At 62.6% G+C, this 16,787-nt stretch carries 12 protein-coding genes and 4 pseudogenes; 10 read left to right on the top strand and 6 right to left on the bottom strand.

Annotated features, from left to right (window positions below; translation table 11 throughout):
* The 6 genes and pseudogenes from AC3WQZ_RS33755 to AC3WQZ_RS33730 form a co-directional block, all read left to right on the top strand.
* Positions 1–330: pseudogene (locus tag AC3WQZ_RS33755) on the top strand ((2Fe-2S)-binding protein); the annotation flags it as partial.
* Positions 331–413: 83 nt separating this feature from the next.
* A pseudogene (locus tag AC3WQZ_RS33750) lies at positions 414–907 on the top strand (molybdopterin cofactor-binding domain-containing protein); the annotation flags it as partial.
* Positions 908–1,018: 111 nt separating this feature from the next.
* A complete protein-coding gene (locus AC3WQZ_RS33745) occupies positions 1,019–1,879 on the top strand; it encodes a MipA/OmpV family protein (RefSeq protein ID WP_492297082.1) in 861 nt (286 codons plus the stop codon).
* 175 nt (positions 1,880–2,054) lie between these two features.
* Positions 2,055–3,056, top strand: a complete 1,002-nt coding sequence (locus tag AC3WQZ_RS33740; RefSeq protein WP_010812421.1) for a Bug family tripartite tricarboxylate transporter substrate binding protein — start codon at positions 2,055–2,057, stop codon at positions 3,054–3,056.
* 439 nt (positions 3,057–3,495) lie between these two features.
* A pseudogene (locus tag AC3WQZ_RS33735) lies at positions 3,496–3,620 on the top strand (IS5/IS1182 family transposase); the annotation flags it as partial.
* A gap of 294 nt (positions 3,621–3,914) precedes the next feature.
* Positions 3,915–4,991, top strand: coding sequence for a porin (locus tag AC3WQZ_RS33730; RefSeq protein ID WP_492302013.1), 1,077 nt, complete (start codon positions 3,915–3,917; stop codon positions 4,989–4,991).
* A gap of 45 nt (positions 4,992–5,036) precedes the next feature.
* On the opposite strand, the gene AC3WQZ_RS33725 is transcribed toward AC3WQZ_RS33730, so the two are convergent.
* The 4 genes and pseudogenes from AC3WQZ_RS33725 to AC3WQZ_RS33710 form a co-directional block, all read right to left on the bottom strand.
* Positions 5,037–6,173, bottom strand: coding sequence for a 3-deoxy-7-phosphoheptulonate synthase (locus AC3WQZ_RS33725; RefSeq protein WP_439669927.1), 1,137 nt, complete (start codon positions 6,171–6,173; stop codon positions 5,037–5,039).
* A 500-nt stretch (positions 6,174–6,673) separates the two neighbouring features.
* A complete protein-coding gene (locus tag AC3WQZ_RS33720) occupies positions 6,674–7,399 on the bottom strand; it encodes an SDR family NAD(P)-dependent oxidoreductase (protein ID WP_037025498.1) in 726 nt (241 codons plus the stop codon).
* A gap of 319 nt (positions 7,400–7,718) precedes the next feature.
* Positions 7,719–8,008: pseudogene (locus AC3WQZ_RS33715) on the bottom strand (hypothetical protein); the annotation flags it as partial.
* A gap of 284 nt (positions 8,009–8,292) precedes the next feature.
* Positions 8,293–8,652: an alcohol dehydrogenase catalytic domain-containing protein gene (locus tag AC3WQZ_RS33710; RefSeq protein ID WP_011616996.1), complete on the bottom strand. Its 360-nt coding sequence runs from the start codon at positions 8,650–8,652 to the stop codon at positions 8,293–8,295.
* Positions 8,653–9,203: 551 nt separating this feature from the next.
* Between AC3WQZ_RS33710 and AC3WQZ_RS33705 the strand changes: the two genes are divergently transcribed.
* Both AC3WQZ_RS33705 and AC3WQZ_RS33700 read left to right on the top strand, forming a co-directional pair.
* Entirely contained in the window at positions 9,204–9,593 is a 390-nt protein-coding gene (locus AC3WQZ_RS33705) for a cupin domain-containing protein (RefSeq protein WP_037025501.1), read from the top strand.
* Between the two features lie 202 nt (positions 9,594–9,795).
* A complete protein-coding gene (locus AC3WQZ_RS33700) occupies positions 9,796–10,563 on the top strand; it encodes a sulfite exporter TauE/SafE family protein (protein ID WP_010812414.1) in 768 nt (255 codons plus the stop codon).
* A 368-nt stretch (positions 10,564–10,931) separates the two neighbouring features.
* Here the strand turns inward: AC3WQZ_RS33700 and AC3WQZ_RS33695 are convergent, their stop codons facing one another.
* Positions 10,932–11,726, bottom strand: a complete 795-nt coding sequence (locus AC3WQZ_RS33695) for an alpha/beta fold hydrolase (protein WP_010812413.1) — start codon at positions 11,724–11,726, stop codon at positions 10,932–10,934.
* 853 nt (positions 11,727–12,579) lie between these two features.
* Between AC3WQZ_RS33695 and AC3WQZ_RS33690 the strand changes: the two genes are divergently transcribed.
* Positions 12,580–13,071, top strand: a complete 492-nt coding sequence (locus tag AC3WQZ_RS33690) for a hypothetical protein (RefSeq protein ID WP_143010660.1) — start codon at positions 12,580–12,582, stop codon at positions 13,069–13,071.
* Positions 13,072–13,998: 927 nt separating this feature from the next.
* The gene (locus AC3WQZ_RS33685) at positions 13,999–14,184 is read left to right on the top strand and encodes a DUF1484 family protein (protein WP_412459387.1); all 186 of its coding nucleotides are present in this window, start codon (positions 13,999–14,001) and stop codon (positions 14,182–14,184) included.
* A gap of 211 nt (positions 14,185–14,395) precedes the next feature.
* On the opposite strand, the gene AC3WQZ_RS33680 is transcribed toward AC3WQZ_RS33685, so the two are convergent.
* Positions 14,396–16,576 carry a phosphocholine-specific phospholipase C gene (locus tag AC3WQZ_RS33680; protein ID WP_492302010.1) on the bottom strand — a complete coding sequence of 727 codons (2,181 nt, stop codon included), beginning with the start codon at positions 16,574–16,576 and terminating at the stop codon, positions 14,396–14,398.
* Positions 16,577–16,787: the final 211 nt, after the last annotated feature.

Here is a 16,787-nt window from a genome sequence, read left to right as displayed (position 1 = left end):
GTGCAGCACCGCCCTGCCCCCGGCGCCGCCGCCCGCCCTGTCACGCTGCACATCAACGGCAAGCCCTGCACGCTGCAGCTGGAGCCCCGCTGCACGCTGCTTGACGCGCTGCGCGAAGTGATCCACCTGACCGGCGCCAAGAAGGGCTGCGACCGCGGCCAGTGCGGCGCCTGCACGGTGCTGGTCGACGGGCGGCGCATCAACGCCTGCCTGACGCTCGCGGTGATGCAGGAAGGCCGCCGGATCACCACCATCGAAGGCCTTGCCAGCGGCGACACGCTGCATCCGATGCAGGCCGCCTTCATGGCGCACGACGCGCTGCAGTGCGGCTTCTGCACGCCGGGCCAGATCTGCTCTGCGGTGGGCATGCTGGCCGAGGCCCAGGCTGGTGAGGCAAGTTCGGTTCAGCCGCTGCCTCGCCGCTGTCGGGCGTGCCGGCGAAAGAAGTGGAGATCAGCGACGGCTGGCTGCAACGCCGATCCGATCCGACGCAGCGCGAATCCGTGTCCGCGCCGATCACCCGCGCAGGCGGCCACGCGATTGAAGCGCGGGCCAGCGCCAGGCCCGGCAAGGAGCGGAAGCAATACGCAATGCACGCGTTTGGCGCGGTCTTTGCAGAGGTCCACGTCGATCCCGACCTGGGCGAGATCCGCGTCCACCGCATCGTCGCCAGCTACGGCGTGGGCCGGCTGCTGAACCGCAAGACCGCGCACAGCCAGCTCAAGGGCGGCATTATCTGGGGCATCGGCATGGCGCTGCATGAGAAGACCGAGCTGGATCCCGTCACCGAGCGCGTTGCCAATGCCAACCTGGCCGAGTACCACGTGCCGGTCAATGCCGACGTCGGCACCATCGACGCCGGCGCGTACGGGACCTGCCGATTACGCTGGACAAGCTGCTGGACTGAGGCCCGCCCAGGCCCCGGGTGGTTGCGCTGGCCGCCATCCAATGGAAAGATGTCGCCCACGGGCCTCGTGCCCGCAACCTGACTGCCCGCCTGGCGGGCGTGGAGGCTGCCGTGACCGAGCTCTACCCCAAGCGTCCGTTCTCGTGCATTGCCCTGCTGCTGGCCGCCGGCGCCATCCTGGCCCCGGGCCTGGCCAGCGCCCAGACCCCGGCACCGCTGGCGGAATGGCAGTTCTCCGCCGGCATCCCGTTACAGAAGCTGTTTGAAGACACCATCCCCGACTGGCAAGTCCGGCTCGGCGCCGCGGCCATGGTGCGGCCGCGCTACGACGGCTCGTCGGAATACATCCTCATCGGCGGGCCCAGCATCGATATCCGCTACCGCGACCTGGCCTTTGCCTCGATCGGCGAAGGGCTGGGCGTGAACCTGCTGCGGGGCAAGAACTGGCGCGCGGGGATCGCGCTGTCCTACAACCTTGGGCGGCGCGCAAAGGAGGACTCGCCGCACCTGGACGGCATGGGCAATATCAACCCGGCGCCCGAAGGCAAGCTGTTCGCTGAATACGCGGTCTCGAAGGAATTCCCGCTGGTGCTGCGCATCGACGCGCGCCGCAGCCTGGGCGGCAGCGACGGCTGGGTCGGCGATATCGGCGCCTATATGCCGCTGCCGGGCAGCTCCGAGAAATTCTTCTGGTTTGCCGGCCCCACCGTGACGCTGGCCGACTCGCGCTATATGAACGCCTGGTACGGCGTCAGCGACTCGCAGGCCCGCGCCGGACGGCCCGCCTACCATGCGCGCGGCGGCATCAAGTCCTACGGCTTCGGCGTCAGTGCGGTGTGGTATTTCAACAAGCACTGGTTTGCCACCAGCGATATCGCGATCTCGCAACTGGCCGGCGATGCGGCGGACAGCCCGATCACGCGCAAGTCGACCAACGGGGTCTTCGACCTGTCGATCAACTACGAATTCTGACGCCGATAGCGGTCCGCCCAGTGCGGCTATCGCACAGTGGATGGCCCGCGCCCGCGATTTGGGCGGTACCGCCACGGTTCTTCGAAACTGCGTCCCGCATAATTGGCCGGCCGGAATATCCGGCCGCAGCATCCCCGCCAGGGGATAGTCGAAGAAGCCAAAGAAGGAGATGTAGTTGAAGTCCAGCATCAAGCACCGCGTGGCGCGCAGCGCGCGTTTCGCCGCCATGGCCATTGCCGGCCTGGCCGCCGCCCACACCGCCCCCACTGCCCTCGCCGCCGAAGCGTGGCCGGCCAAGCCGATCAAGGTGATCGTGCCTTACACACCGGGCGGGTCCACCGACACCGTCTCGCGCGTCGTGTTCGAAAGAGTCTCGCAGCGGCTGGGCCAGCCGATCATCATCGAAAACAAGCCCGGCGCCAACAGCACCCTGGGCGTCGGCGTGGCCGCGCGCTCGGCGCCGGATGGCTACACCTTCGTGTCGGTACTTGCCGCCTACAGCGCGAACATGTCGCTGTATTCCAAGCTCAGCTACAAGCCCACGGACCTGGTGCCGGTGGCGGAAATGGCCGAGCTGCCGCTGTTCCTGTTCTCCAGCAAGAAGCTGCCGGTCAAGACCGTCGCCGAACTGGTCGACTACGGCAAGAAGCACCCCGACACGCTGACCTTTGGTTCCAGCGGCGTCGGCAGCTCCGCGCACCTGACGGGCGAGCGACTGGCGATGGAATCGAAGCTCAAGCTGACCCACGTGCCGTACAACGGCAGCGCGCCGATCCTGCCCGCGCTGGTGTCCGGCGAAGTCTCGGTCGCCTTCGACCCGCTGCTGGTGCCGATGCCGCATGTGAAATCGGGCAAGATCAATGTGCTGGCCGTGGCCTCCGCCAAGCGCTGGCCAGGCGAGCCCAACATCCCGACCATGGAAGAAGCAGGTTTTCCCGGCTTCGTGATGAGTTCCTGGACCGGGCTGATGGCGCCTGCCGGCACGCCCCAACCGATCGTGGCCCGCATGGCCAGGGAAATCGCCGCGGCCACGCGCAGCCCGGAGGTCGCGAAGAAGCTGACCGATCTCGGTTTTGTGCCGGTGGGCGGTACTTCTGAAGAATTCCGCAAGCTGATCGAGCGCGATACCACGCGCTACGGGGAGATTGTTAAGGCGGGGAAAATTACGCTGGATTGAGGTTGCAGACCGCGATACAAGCCCGGGTATAAACGTGGCGAGCTACCAGGCTCGCCACGTTTTTTTTGGGATGGCGACTTGCGGGGTGAACGAAGGCCTCTTGTCGACCCTGAGCAGTCAGATGAGTCTCCCGAAAAATCGACGCCCAGTTTTCATTGTGGTGGTGGCGCCGGCACCAGCCCGTACCTAGACATGACATCGATAAGCTTCGAGCGGTCGAGCGGCCCGCCGGCGCTTACGATTGTTCCGACATCACGAAAATACAATCACTCGTCCGCAATGCGTGCGCAAGCGAACATCGCGTGTGGGTGCCCATCTGCACACTCCGGGAGGCAGGCTCCAATCCAGCCTGCAATGCCTTGAGCGCCCCGCTAGTCCCCCGGCTACGGGTGCCTTTTTGCTACAAATTCCTGAATAGCGGATCAGCGTGGAGCGCTCGACTGGCTCCACTCGTTCAGACGCCTAGAGCTTCGATACGAACGATATGTCGATGTCCTCGAACCCTCCCTGTCCCTTGCCTGTTCACTGATTTGCCGGAGCAGGCTAAAGCACTGCATGAACTGATTTCGCAACAGCTTCTTGTGAGGCCGCAGATCACGTTCCCTTCCATCACAGCGTATTCGGTGGGCATTCGCACAAAGCATCGCTCAATAGTCCATCGTATCCAGATACACAGCAATACAATTCAGCTTCAAAGTGCGTGTGCCGCGGAATGACCTGTGTCGATATGTACGCTTGTTCCGTGGCTACGCGCGGCATGGACGGGGTATGCAAGCATTGGCCGCCGGTAGTTGGTTAATCTGCGGGCACTGCATGGCAGTGCCATGCACGTCTGCCATGAGCAAAATGAGAGGTCAGATGAAAAAGATTCTTGCGGTCGTTGCCGCATCCGTCGCAGCCAATGCCGTGTCTGCCCAGTCCGGCGTGACGCTGTTCGGTATCGCCGACGCTGGTATCGAGTTCAACAACAATGCTGGGCGCAACGGTGACAGTGTCGTGCGACTGGTTTCCGGGAACCAGTCTGGCTCGCGTTGGGGTCTGCGTGGCGTGGAGGATCTGGGCAGCGGGCTGAAGGCGGTCTTTTATCTGGAAAGCGGCTTCGACATCGATACCGGCAATTCGGCCCAGGGCGGGCGTCTGTTCGGCCGCGGCGCCTATGTGGGGCTGGATAGCCACTATGGCTCACTGCTGTTCGGGCGGCAGCAGACCGCCATGCGCGAATTCGGCAATATCTACGATCCTAATGCGATTGCTGACCGCTACGGCATCCTCTCGATTGCACCAGAATTTGGAGCGCGCGCAGACAATGCCGTCAAATATGTCGGAAAGTTCGGGAGACTCACTGCACAGGCTTTCTACTCCTTCCAGGCTAATGGCAGCGAAGTGGCGGGCAGCAACGTATTCGGGCGCAATTTCGGCGCGTTCGTCAACTATGCCTCCGGCCCCTTCGCGCTCGGCGTGGCCTATGACGATGCGCACGTCGGCACGCCCTCAAACCAGGCGCCGGTCCTGCGACGCGTTTCCGTGGCCGGCACGTATGCGGTGAGTGATGTCAAGGTATATGTGGGCTACCGCCTGGCGAAGGCCTATGATGGGGCCATGCTGCCGGGCGCCCAGGAGGCCAACGCCGGCTCGAACCTTTACTGGCTGGGCCTGGCTTACAAGCTGACGCAGGCGTTTTCCCTGACCGGCACGGCCTACTACCAGGACTTCCGGCAGACTGGATCTGACCCGTGGCAGTTCGTGCTGACCGGCGACTATTTGCTCAGCAAGCGCACCGACCTCTACGCGTCAGTCTCCTACGCGCTAAACAAGGATAATTCGGCACTGGGCGTCAACGGCTTCAACAGCGGCAGCGGCACGTCGGCCGTCTTCAACGTACAGCCGGGCAAGAACCAGGCGGGTGCCGTGATGGGCGTTCGCCACCGGTTCTGATGCGAATACTGGAGGCATGAAGTGTCCTGACGTCTTTTCCTATGGCTACAAAGCCAACCTGCGGCGCAGGTTGACCGCCTCACTAAGCATGTCCAGCACTGCCACCGAGTCGTCCCATCCGATGCAGGCGTCCGTGATGCTCTGTCCGTATGACAACGCCGACGGACTGTGCACGCCCGGGGTGAACTTCTGCGCGCCGGGGACCAGATGGCTCTCGACCATCACCCCGAAAATGGAGTCACTGCCGCCGCTGATCTGTTGCGCCACGTCCCGCGCGACATCGACCTGCCGCAGGTGTTGCTTACTGCTGTTGGCATGGCTGCAATCCACCATCAGCGAGTTACCGAGCCCGGCCGCTTCCAGTTCCCTGCAGGCGGCCGCCACGGAATCCGCATCGTAGTTCGGGGCCTTGCCGCCGCGGAGAATGACGTGGCAGTCCGGGTTGCCCTTGGTATGCACCGTCGCCACCTGCCCGTTCTTGTGCACTCCCAGGAAGTGATGTGGACGCGATGCGGCCTGGATAGCGTCGATGGCAATCTTGATGTTGCCGTCAGTGCCGTTCTTGAAGCCAATCGGTGCTGAAATGCCCGAAGCCAGCTCGCGGTGCACCTGGCTCTCGGTGGTGCGGGCACCAATCGCGCCCCAGCAGATCAGGTCACCTATGTACTGGGGCGAGATCACGTCCAGGAACTCACCGGCCGCCGGCAAACCGAGGCGATTGATATCAACCAGCAGGCTGCGCGCGATGCGCAGGCCCTCATCGATGCGATAGCTTTCGTCCAGGTAGGGGTCGTTGATCAGTCCTTTCCAGCCCACCGTGGTACGCGGCTTCTCGAAGTACACACGCATCACGATCTCCAGCGACCCGGCGTAGCGCTGCCGCTGCTCCATCAACCGCCGTGCGTACTCGAGTGCCGCCTGCGGGTCGTGGATCGAGCAAGGTCCCATGATCACAAGCAGCCGGTCATCCTTGCCGTGCAGAATGCGCGAGATTCGCTGGCGCGTCTGGGTGACCAGGGATTCGACCGGCGTGCCCCGGATCGGGAAGAAACGGATCAGGTGTTCAGGCGGAGGCAGCGGAATGATGTCTTCGACGCGGGCGTCGTCAGTCACGCCGGTGCGGTCCGGTGGCGCCGGCCAACCCTCGGCAATGGTCAACGGGGATTTCTGTGGATCATTCATGGCTAGCTCCTGGAAAACTGGGACAGGAAGACCGCCGGCGGGTGCCAGTCAGGCGCAGCAGCGGAGTCCGGGCAATATGTCGTTGCGATGCGGCAGGTAGCAATGGCGAGGGATCCTGAAGGGCGGCCCAGGCGTGCTGGTACGCGCCAGCAAACGCCGCATCCAGCCAGGACCTGGCTGTCCCCCTCCTCAGCCCTCGTCGTTATGCATCCTCCCAAGATCACTGTCGTGATTATCAGCCCGGCGCAGCGCAATGCCAACCATGGAGATTGGCGAACCGCCAATCAGCGGTCCCGGTTTTTGCGGGGGAACTACTATGTCAGGCCGCCCGCCGAATGCCCATAGCCGGGCAAGACGGCAGCCGTTCGCGCCACGAAGCTTGGCTCGAATGCCGTCTGTGTCGCGTGCTGCGATTCGCGGAAGATCAAGCCGTAGACGCCCGGGTCGGAGCGGATTATCGAATCGATCTCACGGCATGCCAACCGAAGATCCGCACTTCCTTAAAATCGCGCCCGCCCACCGGACATGTCAAAGACAGCGCCTGCATTAAAGCGGCTGGCGTCCGAACATAGCCACGCTACCAGGTGCGCAGCCTCGGCCGGATCGCCCAGGCGCCCGGCCGGGCTATCAGCAACCATGGCCGCCACCTCGTGGCTGCCGAGCCCGTGAATCATGTCGGTATCCATGGGCCCGGGCGCCACGCAATTAACGTAGATGTTGCGCTTCACCAGTTCGCGGCCGATTGCTTTGGTTAGAACGACCACGCCGCCGCTGGCCGCGGAGTATGCAGCCAGCCCGGCCAGCCCCTCCTTGCCGGCCAGCGAGCCCATATTGATGATACGGCCGCCTCCCCAGCGCAACATGTGCGGCAACATCGCCTGCACGACGTACATGGTCCCCAGGAGATTCACGGCGATGATGCGATGCCATTGTGAAGCCTCGTGATTCTCGAATGGCTGCATCGGGCCAAGGTAGCCGGCAGCGTTGACCAGGATGTCGAAGCGATATCCCGCATCGACCAGTCGCGCCAGCGCCAGCCCCACCTGCCCGGCATCGGAGACATCGACGACCTCAGTGCTGGCACCTTCCATCTGGAACGGCACGATATCCCAAGCATGCACACGCGCGCCACTGTCGATCAGTTGCGCAACGATCGCCCGGCCGAGCCCCTTTGCACCGCCGGTCACCAGCGCTGCCTTCCCCGAAAGATCATAGAAATTTGACACGGCATCCCCAGCGCGCCATGGCTGCGCAGAAGCGGTAGCGCCCACGGCACACGCCGCCCCGCCTTATGACGCAGGCAACTGCCCTGAGCCTTGCCTCGTCGCGTCATCGGCGACAGGGCTTGCCATGCAGCCCACCCGCCGATCCCAACGGTACTAGCCCTCGTCAGACATGCTCTGTTCGCTTCCAGACAAATACGTGCATGGTCGAAGGCGGCCACACAGACATGGTGTTCGCCGGCCGTCAGATGTCAGCGGAGTCCCTCTCGCGGTCGTCAATCTGCGCCACCGCGAAGGCTGACGCTCAATATCGGCCCAGACCGTGACCAGCTAGCTGCCAGTCGACGTGTAGTGGCGCAGCCCGGTACGCCATGCGCCGATGGCCGCCAGGAGAAAAACGAAACCCGTCGAATTCGCCGGTACGCAAAAAGGTCTGCCCAGCACGTCGAAACCGCGCCCGATGGCATCGGCGATGGCGAACATGCAGTTCACCAGCCCGTAGAACAGCGCCACTTCGCCGATGCGCCAGCCCTGCACGTCGCCGAAGCGGTCGAACAGCGCCCAGACCGCGACCACCTCGATTCCGGTGACAAGGAACTGACCCAGCGTGAGGCGTCCCGTTATCTAAGGTGAACGAAGGTCTCTTGTCGACCCGTCTGCGACGGTCAAGGTAGCCAACCCAAATGGCAGTAGACAGTCCGGTAGCGTTCGTTCGTTTTCACTAGGGCGCAGCAGCGCTATGGCTGCCAACCTCTTCCGTCTTGCGGACTCCGTTCTTGTGCGGGTCTTATCGACTTACGGCCATTGAGAACGTGAATCCGATCAGCAGCGCCAGAAGCGAAGGCACGTTGCTTTTCCCGGTCCAGCATGACACGAAGTAGCCTTCTACACGTCCTTCAGGGAAGGTCTGTGTTGTCTGGCAATTTGACGGCCTGCGTCGCGGGCAAGACGATATACTCGGCGGCCGTTCCAAGCGGACGTTGCCACTGCCCGTTCCAAATCCAGACCCGCTCACCGAGCCGGGCAGCAGACACTTCCGCACCCAATGCCTCGATGACACCGGCGCCGTCACTGTGCGGGATGATTCGGTCGCTGGTCAGGGGACGACTGCGCCGGGACTTCACGTCGGACGGGTTCACCCCTGATGTGGCGACTCTGACACGGACCTCCCCGGGGCCTGGGGTCGGAGTTGGCAGCTCTCCAGTTACCAGAACTCCACGGGCTTCGCCGTTTTTGGTGTACCAGGCGGCTCGCATGATGGCTCCCACTTTGCGCATAGCACTTGCCATTGACGGGGCACAGGCATCGGCCCTTCAGGCGCTTCGTGGCATATTAGGCCGAAAAATCGGTATCGGCTGGAAAAAGGCCGAATGGAGGCAGCAGAGCGGGCAGGCGGTGCGCAGTCGCTATGTCGCTATGTCGCTATGTCGCTAAATGAGTAGCGCCTGGAGACCGTGCGGCACGAGTTCAATGCCTTGGTCTCGCCTCTTTCTCGGCGAGTCGTCGTCGGGTCGTGGGACGTCTTAGCGGCGCCATTTGGATTGTCACGCTTGCCTACTCCGTTCGTTCTCGTACATACAACGAGAGGCGCTGGCAAAAGACTCGCTTTAGTCGGCGGCTCAGCCGGCTCGAGGCGCCCCGAGGGACCAACACATGCTTCGCGTTTGCGAATCACTGTATATGTCTTTGCGATCGCAGTTATGGCTGCCGGTCTACGGTGCGCGGGGTTGCCGCCTATATCGCGTCACTACTCTGCAGGTCGCCTGCTGGCACCTTCGAAACTCCAACAAAAGTCTAAGGAGACATCATGCACTACAAGAGTTTGATCATGTTGGGCGCGGTGGCACTGGTGGCAGGTAGCGCGCTAGCGCAGAGTTCGGGCCTTACCCGTACTTTGGTAGGAAGGGCCGATGTATCTGTACCAGGTCGCGAAGCTGTTGTCGCGCGCGTGGAGGTAGCGCCAGGCGCCTATGCCGGGCGTCATACGCATCCCGGCGACGAGATCAGCTACGTCATGGAAGGTGAGGTGCAACTCCTGATCGATGGTCAGTCGCCGCGCACGGTCAAGGCCGGTGAATCATTCGTAGTGCCTGCCGGCGTTGTGCATGATGCCCACAACAACAGTAGCGCGGCGGCGCGGGTTCTTGGCGTGTACGTGGTCGAGAAGGGGAAGCCGCTGGCATCGCCGGCCCCGTGACGGGCCTGGCACCCTCAGCCGCGGAGATCGTTGAATTGGTGGGCATTGGGCGCGCCACGGCTGGAGCGTTAGCCGTAGTGGTTTGCGGTCACTTCTACAAGAAGTATTGCATTCGAGATGCAGGGAGGCCTTCGCTTGTGCAGGCGAAGCGAAGTTTTCCGTAAGCTGGGGAGACGGATGCTGGCACGGGAAACATTGGTCCATGGATGCAATGATTCTGGTCTTCTCTGCGGGAGTATTCGCTGGCGCGATGAATGCGCTGGCCGGGGGCGGCTCGTTCGTCAGTTTGCCGGCGCTGATTGCAGTGGGCGTACCTCCGGTTCAAGCGAATACTTCCAGCACGGTCGCGCTATTTCCTGGCGGGCTTGCCAGTGCTTGGGCCTATCGAGATGGACTGCGCCCGGTCGGCTCCGTGGCGCTGCGCGCTCTCCTGCTGGCGACGCTATGTGGCGGCTTGGTGGGGGCCTACCTGTTGCTGCGAACTTCATCCGCGGCGTTCACGTTCGTTCTGCCCTGGCTGCTTCTGGTTGCGTCCGTTGCCCTGGCGTTCGGGCGACGCTTTGGGGAGGCAATGCGCACACGCTGGCACATTCACGCGTCTGCGGTACTGGCCGTCCAGTTCGTGCTTGGCATCTATGGCGGCTACTTCGGCGGCGCGGTTGGAATCATGATGATCGCGGTGTGGAGACTGCTCGACAACTGCGACCTAAAGTACCTCAATGCGGACCGTACGCTGCTGGTCAGTGCTGCCAACGCCGTAGCGGTGGTCGCTTTCATCGTGGCCAATGCGGTGCGCTGGCCAGAGACGTTAATCATGCTGATGGGGGCGATCATTGGTGGATACAGTGGCGCGCGGATCGGGCGCCGGGCGACGCCGGGGACTATCCGGGCCATCACGCTACTTGTTACCTTCTGCATCACGCTAGCATTCTTCGTGAAGACCTACGCGGCCACTCTGCTGATTCGGTGACTAGCCCCATGCGCGGAACGACGCTTTCCGGCGTTGGAAGCGATCTGAGGCCAAGGCGTTTCAGTACCCCCTACGAGTATTTGCAGGCTTGGGTTCGTGATGGCCTCGTGCGATAACCCGAGTGTCCGCTTTATAGCATTAGCCAAGACGCTCGAACGTCGGCTCATGGCCGACCTCGGCCCTCGGCCTACCTGTGGCAGGGCTTGCACCGGAGACGACTTCCGATCCGTCTCGGTCATTCGCGCACCCATCTGCGGACGACCGAAGTTCGGCCGAACCGGCCGGTCGCAGGCCGCGGCTAGATAACGGCCCGCTCGCAGCGTCACTCTAATGGGAGGCTTCCGCCTACCGGCAGAGAGCTAAGCTCATCATTTTTCGTGCTTGGCGATGAAGGCCTCAACAGTGTCGTGCAGTAGTTCGGGCTTTTCTAGGAAGATGAAGTGACCACTGTCCAGGATGGCAAACTCGGCTTCCGGAATCAGCTTTGCAAGTTCCGCGGAGAAGTACGGCGGGGCGCAGAAGTCGCGTTCGCCCACCAACACCAGCGTCGGCGTCGCGATCGAAGGAAGCTCATCGAATGCGTCGTGCCCCACGATCATGTCGATCCGGGCAAAGGCGATTTCCCGCTCAAATGTGCCAGCCGCCGTAGCGTTCACCCACGCCTGCACCTGCTCCGGGTGCTCGCGCATGAATCTCGGATCAAAGAGGAATAGTGCGTTGGCCTCGGTGGACGCGCGCAGGCCGGAATCGGTCAACATGCGTCGCCGCATGTCGAACTGACGACGGTAGAACGCGTCCGCCCGTGCAATCGAAGACACAATGCTTGCGCTGCGTAATAGCTCGCGGTGATGGATCGCCAGCAGTTGCGCGATGGCGCCACCGGTCGAGGAACCGACCACGTGGACCGGCCCGCATCCGACCGCCTCGATGACCCGCGCCATGTCCCGGGCGTGTTGTGAAATCGTCATGTCGCGCGCGGTGTGCTCAGACGCGCCGGTGCCGCGGTGGTCAGGGACGATCACTTGGTGATGCTCGGCAAACAATTCGATTAGGAGGCCCCACGATGCGCCGATCCCCGCAAGTCCTGCCAGAAGAAGCACAGGCGAACCTTGGCCCTTGACCTCGTAATGGATTGAAACACCGTCGGACGTTATGTTTGGCACTTTGCTTCTCCGTTTCTGCGTGAGGCGAATGAGAAGGCGAGCACGTCGTCGGGCGCTGCGGTTTCTTAATATTAGATTTGGAAATGCAGCACCTACACCTAGCCAAAGCCCTGATGCGGCCACGCCGCCAGCTTCAGTGTTCTACGGCCATTTGATGGGCGGCTGCCAAGGTTGATTGCCCTCTCCCGCCCCGGTTGTCGGCAGCCATATCAGCACCCTTGCACCGTAGCAGCTTTGTCGTAGGCGTGCAGTACGAATAAGGCAGTAGCCACGCACAGTCGGTTTCAAGTCAGAAACGTTCTCACCCATTGCCCGTGTAGTGGCAATGTCGACCTGCCACATCCACTTTCTTGTTACGACAACCTCTGTGCTCACCTGCACCACACTACGCGAAGAGTCCATGAGCTTCATGGCTAACCGTTGAATGGGTAATGGGTTCGGCGTGAAAAGTGCTGAGGCATTCAGAAGGAAGCTACTCAATTAAAATCATCATAGACAGCTCCCAATTAGGGTCATGTGAATCTTGCTCATTTCAGATTGAAACGATATCCATAACGTATCACTAATGAAACTGCCGAAGCGGCTTGAGGGGCTGCCTGACCGAACGGCCGCAGTCGCTGATGAAGACGATTGTGGAGAGCAATCAAGCGGGTCAGTCGACAGCAAGTAGCCACCACGAAGGCCGCTACTTCTTCCTCAAGGACCGAGCTCACCGCCGCCCTGGTTGGTGCATTGACCCTTCCAATTTGCTGGGCTAGAGTAAATGTGGACTTAAGCGAAATGGCATTGACTTTGCCGCTCAAGCCCCTTCACAACGGGCAGAAAGTCCAGTCAAGGGTCGAGTTTTGTGTTCTTGTACGTTTTGCTCGAAATGACCTGCTCGGTCCGCGATTCTGGGCAGCGTTTGATGTCGCTTTTTCAGGCGAAATGGGCTTTAGCAAGTGCCATTCAGACTAAAGTCACTGTCCTCGTCGACCGGATGTCATTTTCCACAGGGAGTCTTACCATGGCGAATTGGCAAGTTGGAAGCAATTGGGATATTGTTCAGGGCAATGGCTTTCGTGTCCACGTCTTCCTGACGCAGAACGAGGATAGGATTGCAGGCTCGGCGGAAACTTCCGATGGCAGTCACGTAAGCTCTCGCCTCGAAGGTTTCGTAACAGATAACGAGTTTCACCTATCCATCCTCTGGAAAAATGGCTCAGATGGAAGGTACATCGGGTCATTTAAGGGCAAAGGCTTCCCAGCCGGTCAAGGGGTACTTGAGGGTTTTACTGGCGACCTAGCGCATCCGGAGAGCAGTACAAAGTGGTTCTCGGAGAACGTCATCTTCAAACGTGCGTAGTGATCCCCGGGCGGAAGATTGGGCCCTCTGCGGGCGAAGGCTGCGAGCAAGTGGGTGTTGGCCGTCACGTTGTCCGCTCAATAGATGGCGCATCAGTACACGTTGCGCCACCTGCAGCACCGGCGTGACCAGCTCGGGCTTCGCGGCCAGCAGCAAGCGCAGCGGGGTGGGCAGCGACAACACCCGCCCCGGCACGTGTGGGATGACGTGATCGACAAGGTATGCTGCGGTCTACGACATCCGACGAGCACCGCCTGAGGTGCAAAACCGTCGGCGCTTGCAGTTGGAGGCCAGCAGCTTTTCTTGCCCGCATTCGCCGCAGCGCATGCATCAGGAGCCCGTGCGCCAGGCTCGAGGAAGGCGTCGAACTCGTCCTTGATGACCCGGGAAGTTCAATGCGGCCTCGGTGTGGGTGATGAGGCTGGTCGCCTAGCCCGGGAAACATCTCGCATCAACGTCCCTTGTTTGAGCAGAACAGTCGCTCGAGCGGCAGCGCCACCGCGATGGGAAGGACGGCTTATGGCCGACAAGCGACCTCCGCCAGAACACGGGTTCGGTAACGTTCCGGACAAACTTGCAGTCGCCCTCTGACCTGCATACCTGGCCAGTATGTCAAAATTCGTTTCCAATCGGCCAGCTTCGTTGACCGGTCATGTGCGAGCGTTTGATTCCTCGCGGCGGGCCAGCCCTCCTTGCTCCAGGGGAGTCATACTGACTAACCCGGCCCTGTGCTCGCCCCCCGGTTAGCAGCGGACTGCGAGCCTCCATCACTCACTTGGAGGTAATCATGCAAAGCAACACCCCGGCTCCCCAAGAGCCCACCCTCGCCCAAAAGCAAGCCCAACTAGCCGAGAACCTGGCCAAAATCGACCGCGCCCAGGCTCGTCACCACGCAAAGCCGCCCCCCCGCCCAGCAAGGCCGTCCCCCTGGAGGACCACATCCTTGAAGTCACCGACGACATCCTGCGTGTCAGCGTCGGTCTTCAGTCCTTCCTGACCTTGCTGGACCTGCAGAGCGACACCATCCCCCAGGGCATCGGCCTCCACGCCCTGCTCTTGCCGCTCAAGCAGCAACTGGACGAGAGCGCCAACCGCCTGCAGGCGCTGGTCTGACGAGGGAGCGCTGCTGTCCCGCGCACGGATGAGCAGCGCTGAAAAGCAAACGGCGCGAGCCAGTTGGTCTCGCGCTGTTTGCATCTTCCCGATGGTCGAGCGGTGCAAGCCGCAGATCCGCATCGAGATCGGGAGCTTCGAGGCTTTGTGCCATCACCGCACAAAGCTGCGGTCCGGCACGCATTCCGGCCGGACCGCGGCGACCAGACGCTCAGCCCAGCCCGGTTGCCATCGCCGGGTCCGTCACGCCATGCTGGCCGGTCTCCAGGCGACCGGCGAAGCGGCGTTCGAGTCCGCTTTCGGCTTCCGTGACCGTGAAGTCGTACCAGTTGCCGCTCTCCTGCAGCGGCCAGTGGTGCTCCACCTCGGCGCCGGCCGTGATATGGAGTTGCCACGGACCGTCGTTACGATAAGCATTGGGCGTCACCACCAGCGTCAGCGGCTTGCCGCCACCGTTGACTGCGCCCTTGCCGTCGTTGCGCGCCGACAGGTAGACGCTGCCCTTGCCCAGGTCGTAGCAGACGCGGACCTCAGGGGCATCGGCCATGGCGTCCGCGGGCAACTGGCCCTTGAACATGCGCACGAAGCCGTTAGGCCCGTAGACCGCCAGGTCATAGCGTCCGTTGTCCGTGGCGCGCGCATCCCATTCATCGTCCAGCATCTTGCCGGGCTCGACCGTGTAGCGGCGCGGAATCTGGTCCAGATGGAGCCGGTCGTAGACATGGAAGACCGCGCCCTGCTCCCCCGTATTGCTGAAGATCAGCTTCAGCTTGCCGATGGTGGGCTCGGCCAGCGCACTCGCATGGAGGACATAGGGCAGCGCGCGCGAATACTTGGTGCCAGTCTCCTGGAACAGCGACGCCGGCACGGCCGGTGCCGCCGCCTTGGGTTTCGCCAGCTGTTCCGCGATCACCTGCTTGTAGTTGCTGGTATCCGGCAGCGTCGGAAACACCTGGTCATTCGGCGTCCTGAAATCGAAGACGGAGGTCAGGTCGCCGGCCACCGCGCGGTGCCACGGGCTGATGGCGGGCACCGTGATGCCGAAGCGCTGTTCCAGGAAGCGCCCCATCGAGGTGTGGTCGAACACCTGCGAGTTGATCCAGCCGCCGCGCGTCCACGGCGAGATCACATACATCGGCACGCGCGGGCCGAACCCGTACGGGCGCAGGCGGATGGTCTCGCCGCTGGTGGTGGTGCCGTCGAGCGCCGTATTGCCGGCGGTGTCGAAGTATTCGCCGATGACGTCGACGGTCGACTTGCCGTGCAGGACGCAATTGGCGTCGTAGGACGGCACCGCGGCCGGCGGCATATGGTCGAAGAAGCCGTCATTCTCATCGAAGGTGATGAAGAACACGGTCTTGCTCCAGACCTCCGGGTTGGCGGTCAGCGCCGTCAGCACCGTGTTGATGAAGTCCGCGCCTTCGGTTGCGCTCGACGGGCCGCCCGGATGTTCGGACTGCGCCGGCGTCGGCAGGATCCAGCTCACGGCCGGCAGCGTGTCGTCCCGCACATGCGCGGCCAGCTGCTCGATGGTCCAGCTGCTCATGCCGTTGTCATAGAGCGGATTGCCCGGCTGCGCTTCACGGAAGCTCTTGAAGGCGAGCCCGCCATGCAGCAGGCCGCCCCAGTTGGCGTTGGGGTTCTGGTAGATGCGCCAGCTCACGCCCTTTGCCTGCAGCAGTTCCGGCAGCGTGGCCCAATGGAAGGCGGAACCCTTGTAGGTGTAGCCCGGCGTGGGCAGCTTGCCGCTCACGCTGCAGCGCAGGTTATTGACCTCCGCATCGTCAAGCGTGCAGTTGCGCCCCGCCTCGCGCAGCGCGGGGTTGTAGTTGGAGCCCGACATGAAGGTGATGCGGTTCGGGTCGGTGCCGCCGGCGTGGCTGCAGTGGTAGGCGTCGCAAAGCGTGAAGGCCTCGGCCAGCGCGTACTGGAACGGAATGTCTTCACGACGGTAGTAGCCCATCGAATGGTCGTTCTTGTACTTGGCCCAGAAGCCGAAACGGCCCTGGTTCCACGCATTCTGCGCATCCATGAAGCTGTGCGGCGTGCCGGAGACGCGCAGCGCGTTGACGGTCGCGCTGTCGAGGTGGAACGGCGTGATCTCGCGCGCGCCGTTCGATTGGAACCACACCGGCTTGCCTGACGGCACCGGCACCGGGAAGCGGTCGCCGAAGCCGCGCACGCCGCGCATGGCGCCGAAGTAATGGTCCAGGGCGCGGTTTTCCTGCATCAGGATCACCACGTGCTGCACGTCCTGGATCGTGCCGGTATTGACCGCAGCGGGAACGGCGAGTGCGCGCGCGATGCTGGGCGGCAGCATCGACAGAACCGAAGCAGCGGCAGCGCTTTTGACGGCGCCGGAGAGGAAGGTGCGTCGATCGATTTTGGTCATGATCGGGGGAATGGTAGGAGCGGACGATAGAGGAAGGGTCGCGGGTGTGTCAGGGTGCGCAGTGCATGCCCTGCTTCGACGCTGCCGCGTCGCCGGCTGGTGCCGCCTGCATGGTTGCCTTGACGGCCTGGGGAGCGAGGGTGCTGCCATCTTCGCCACCACCGCATGCGGTGAGAGCCAGGGACAAAAGCGCCGCGAGCAGCGCGGCGCG

This window comes from Cupriavidus sp. FW305-26 (assembly GCF_058787975.1).
Note: the sequence above shows the minus strand (reverse complement) of the source record. Positions and strands in the feature narration are given on the sequence as shown.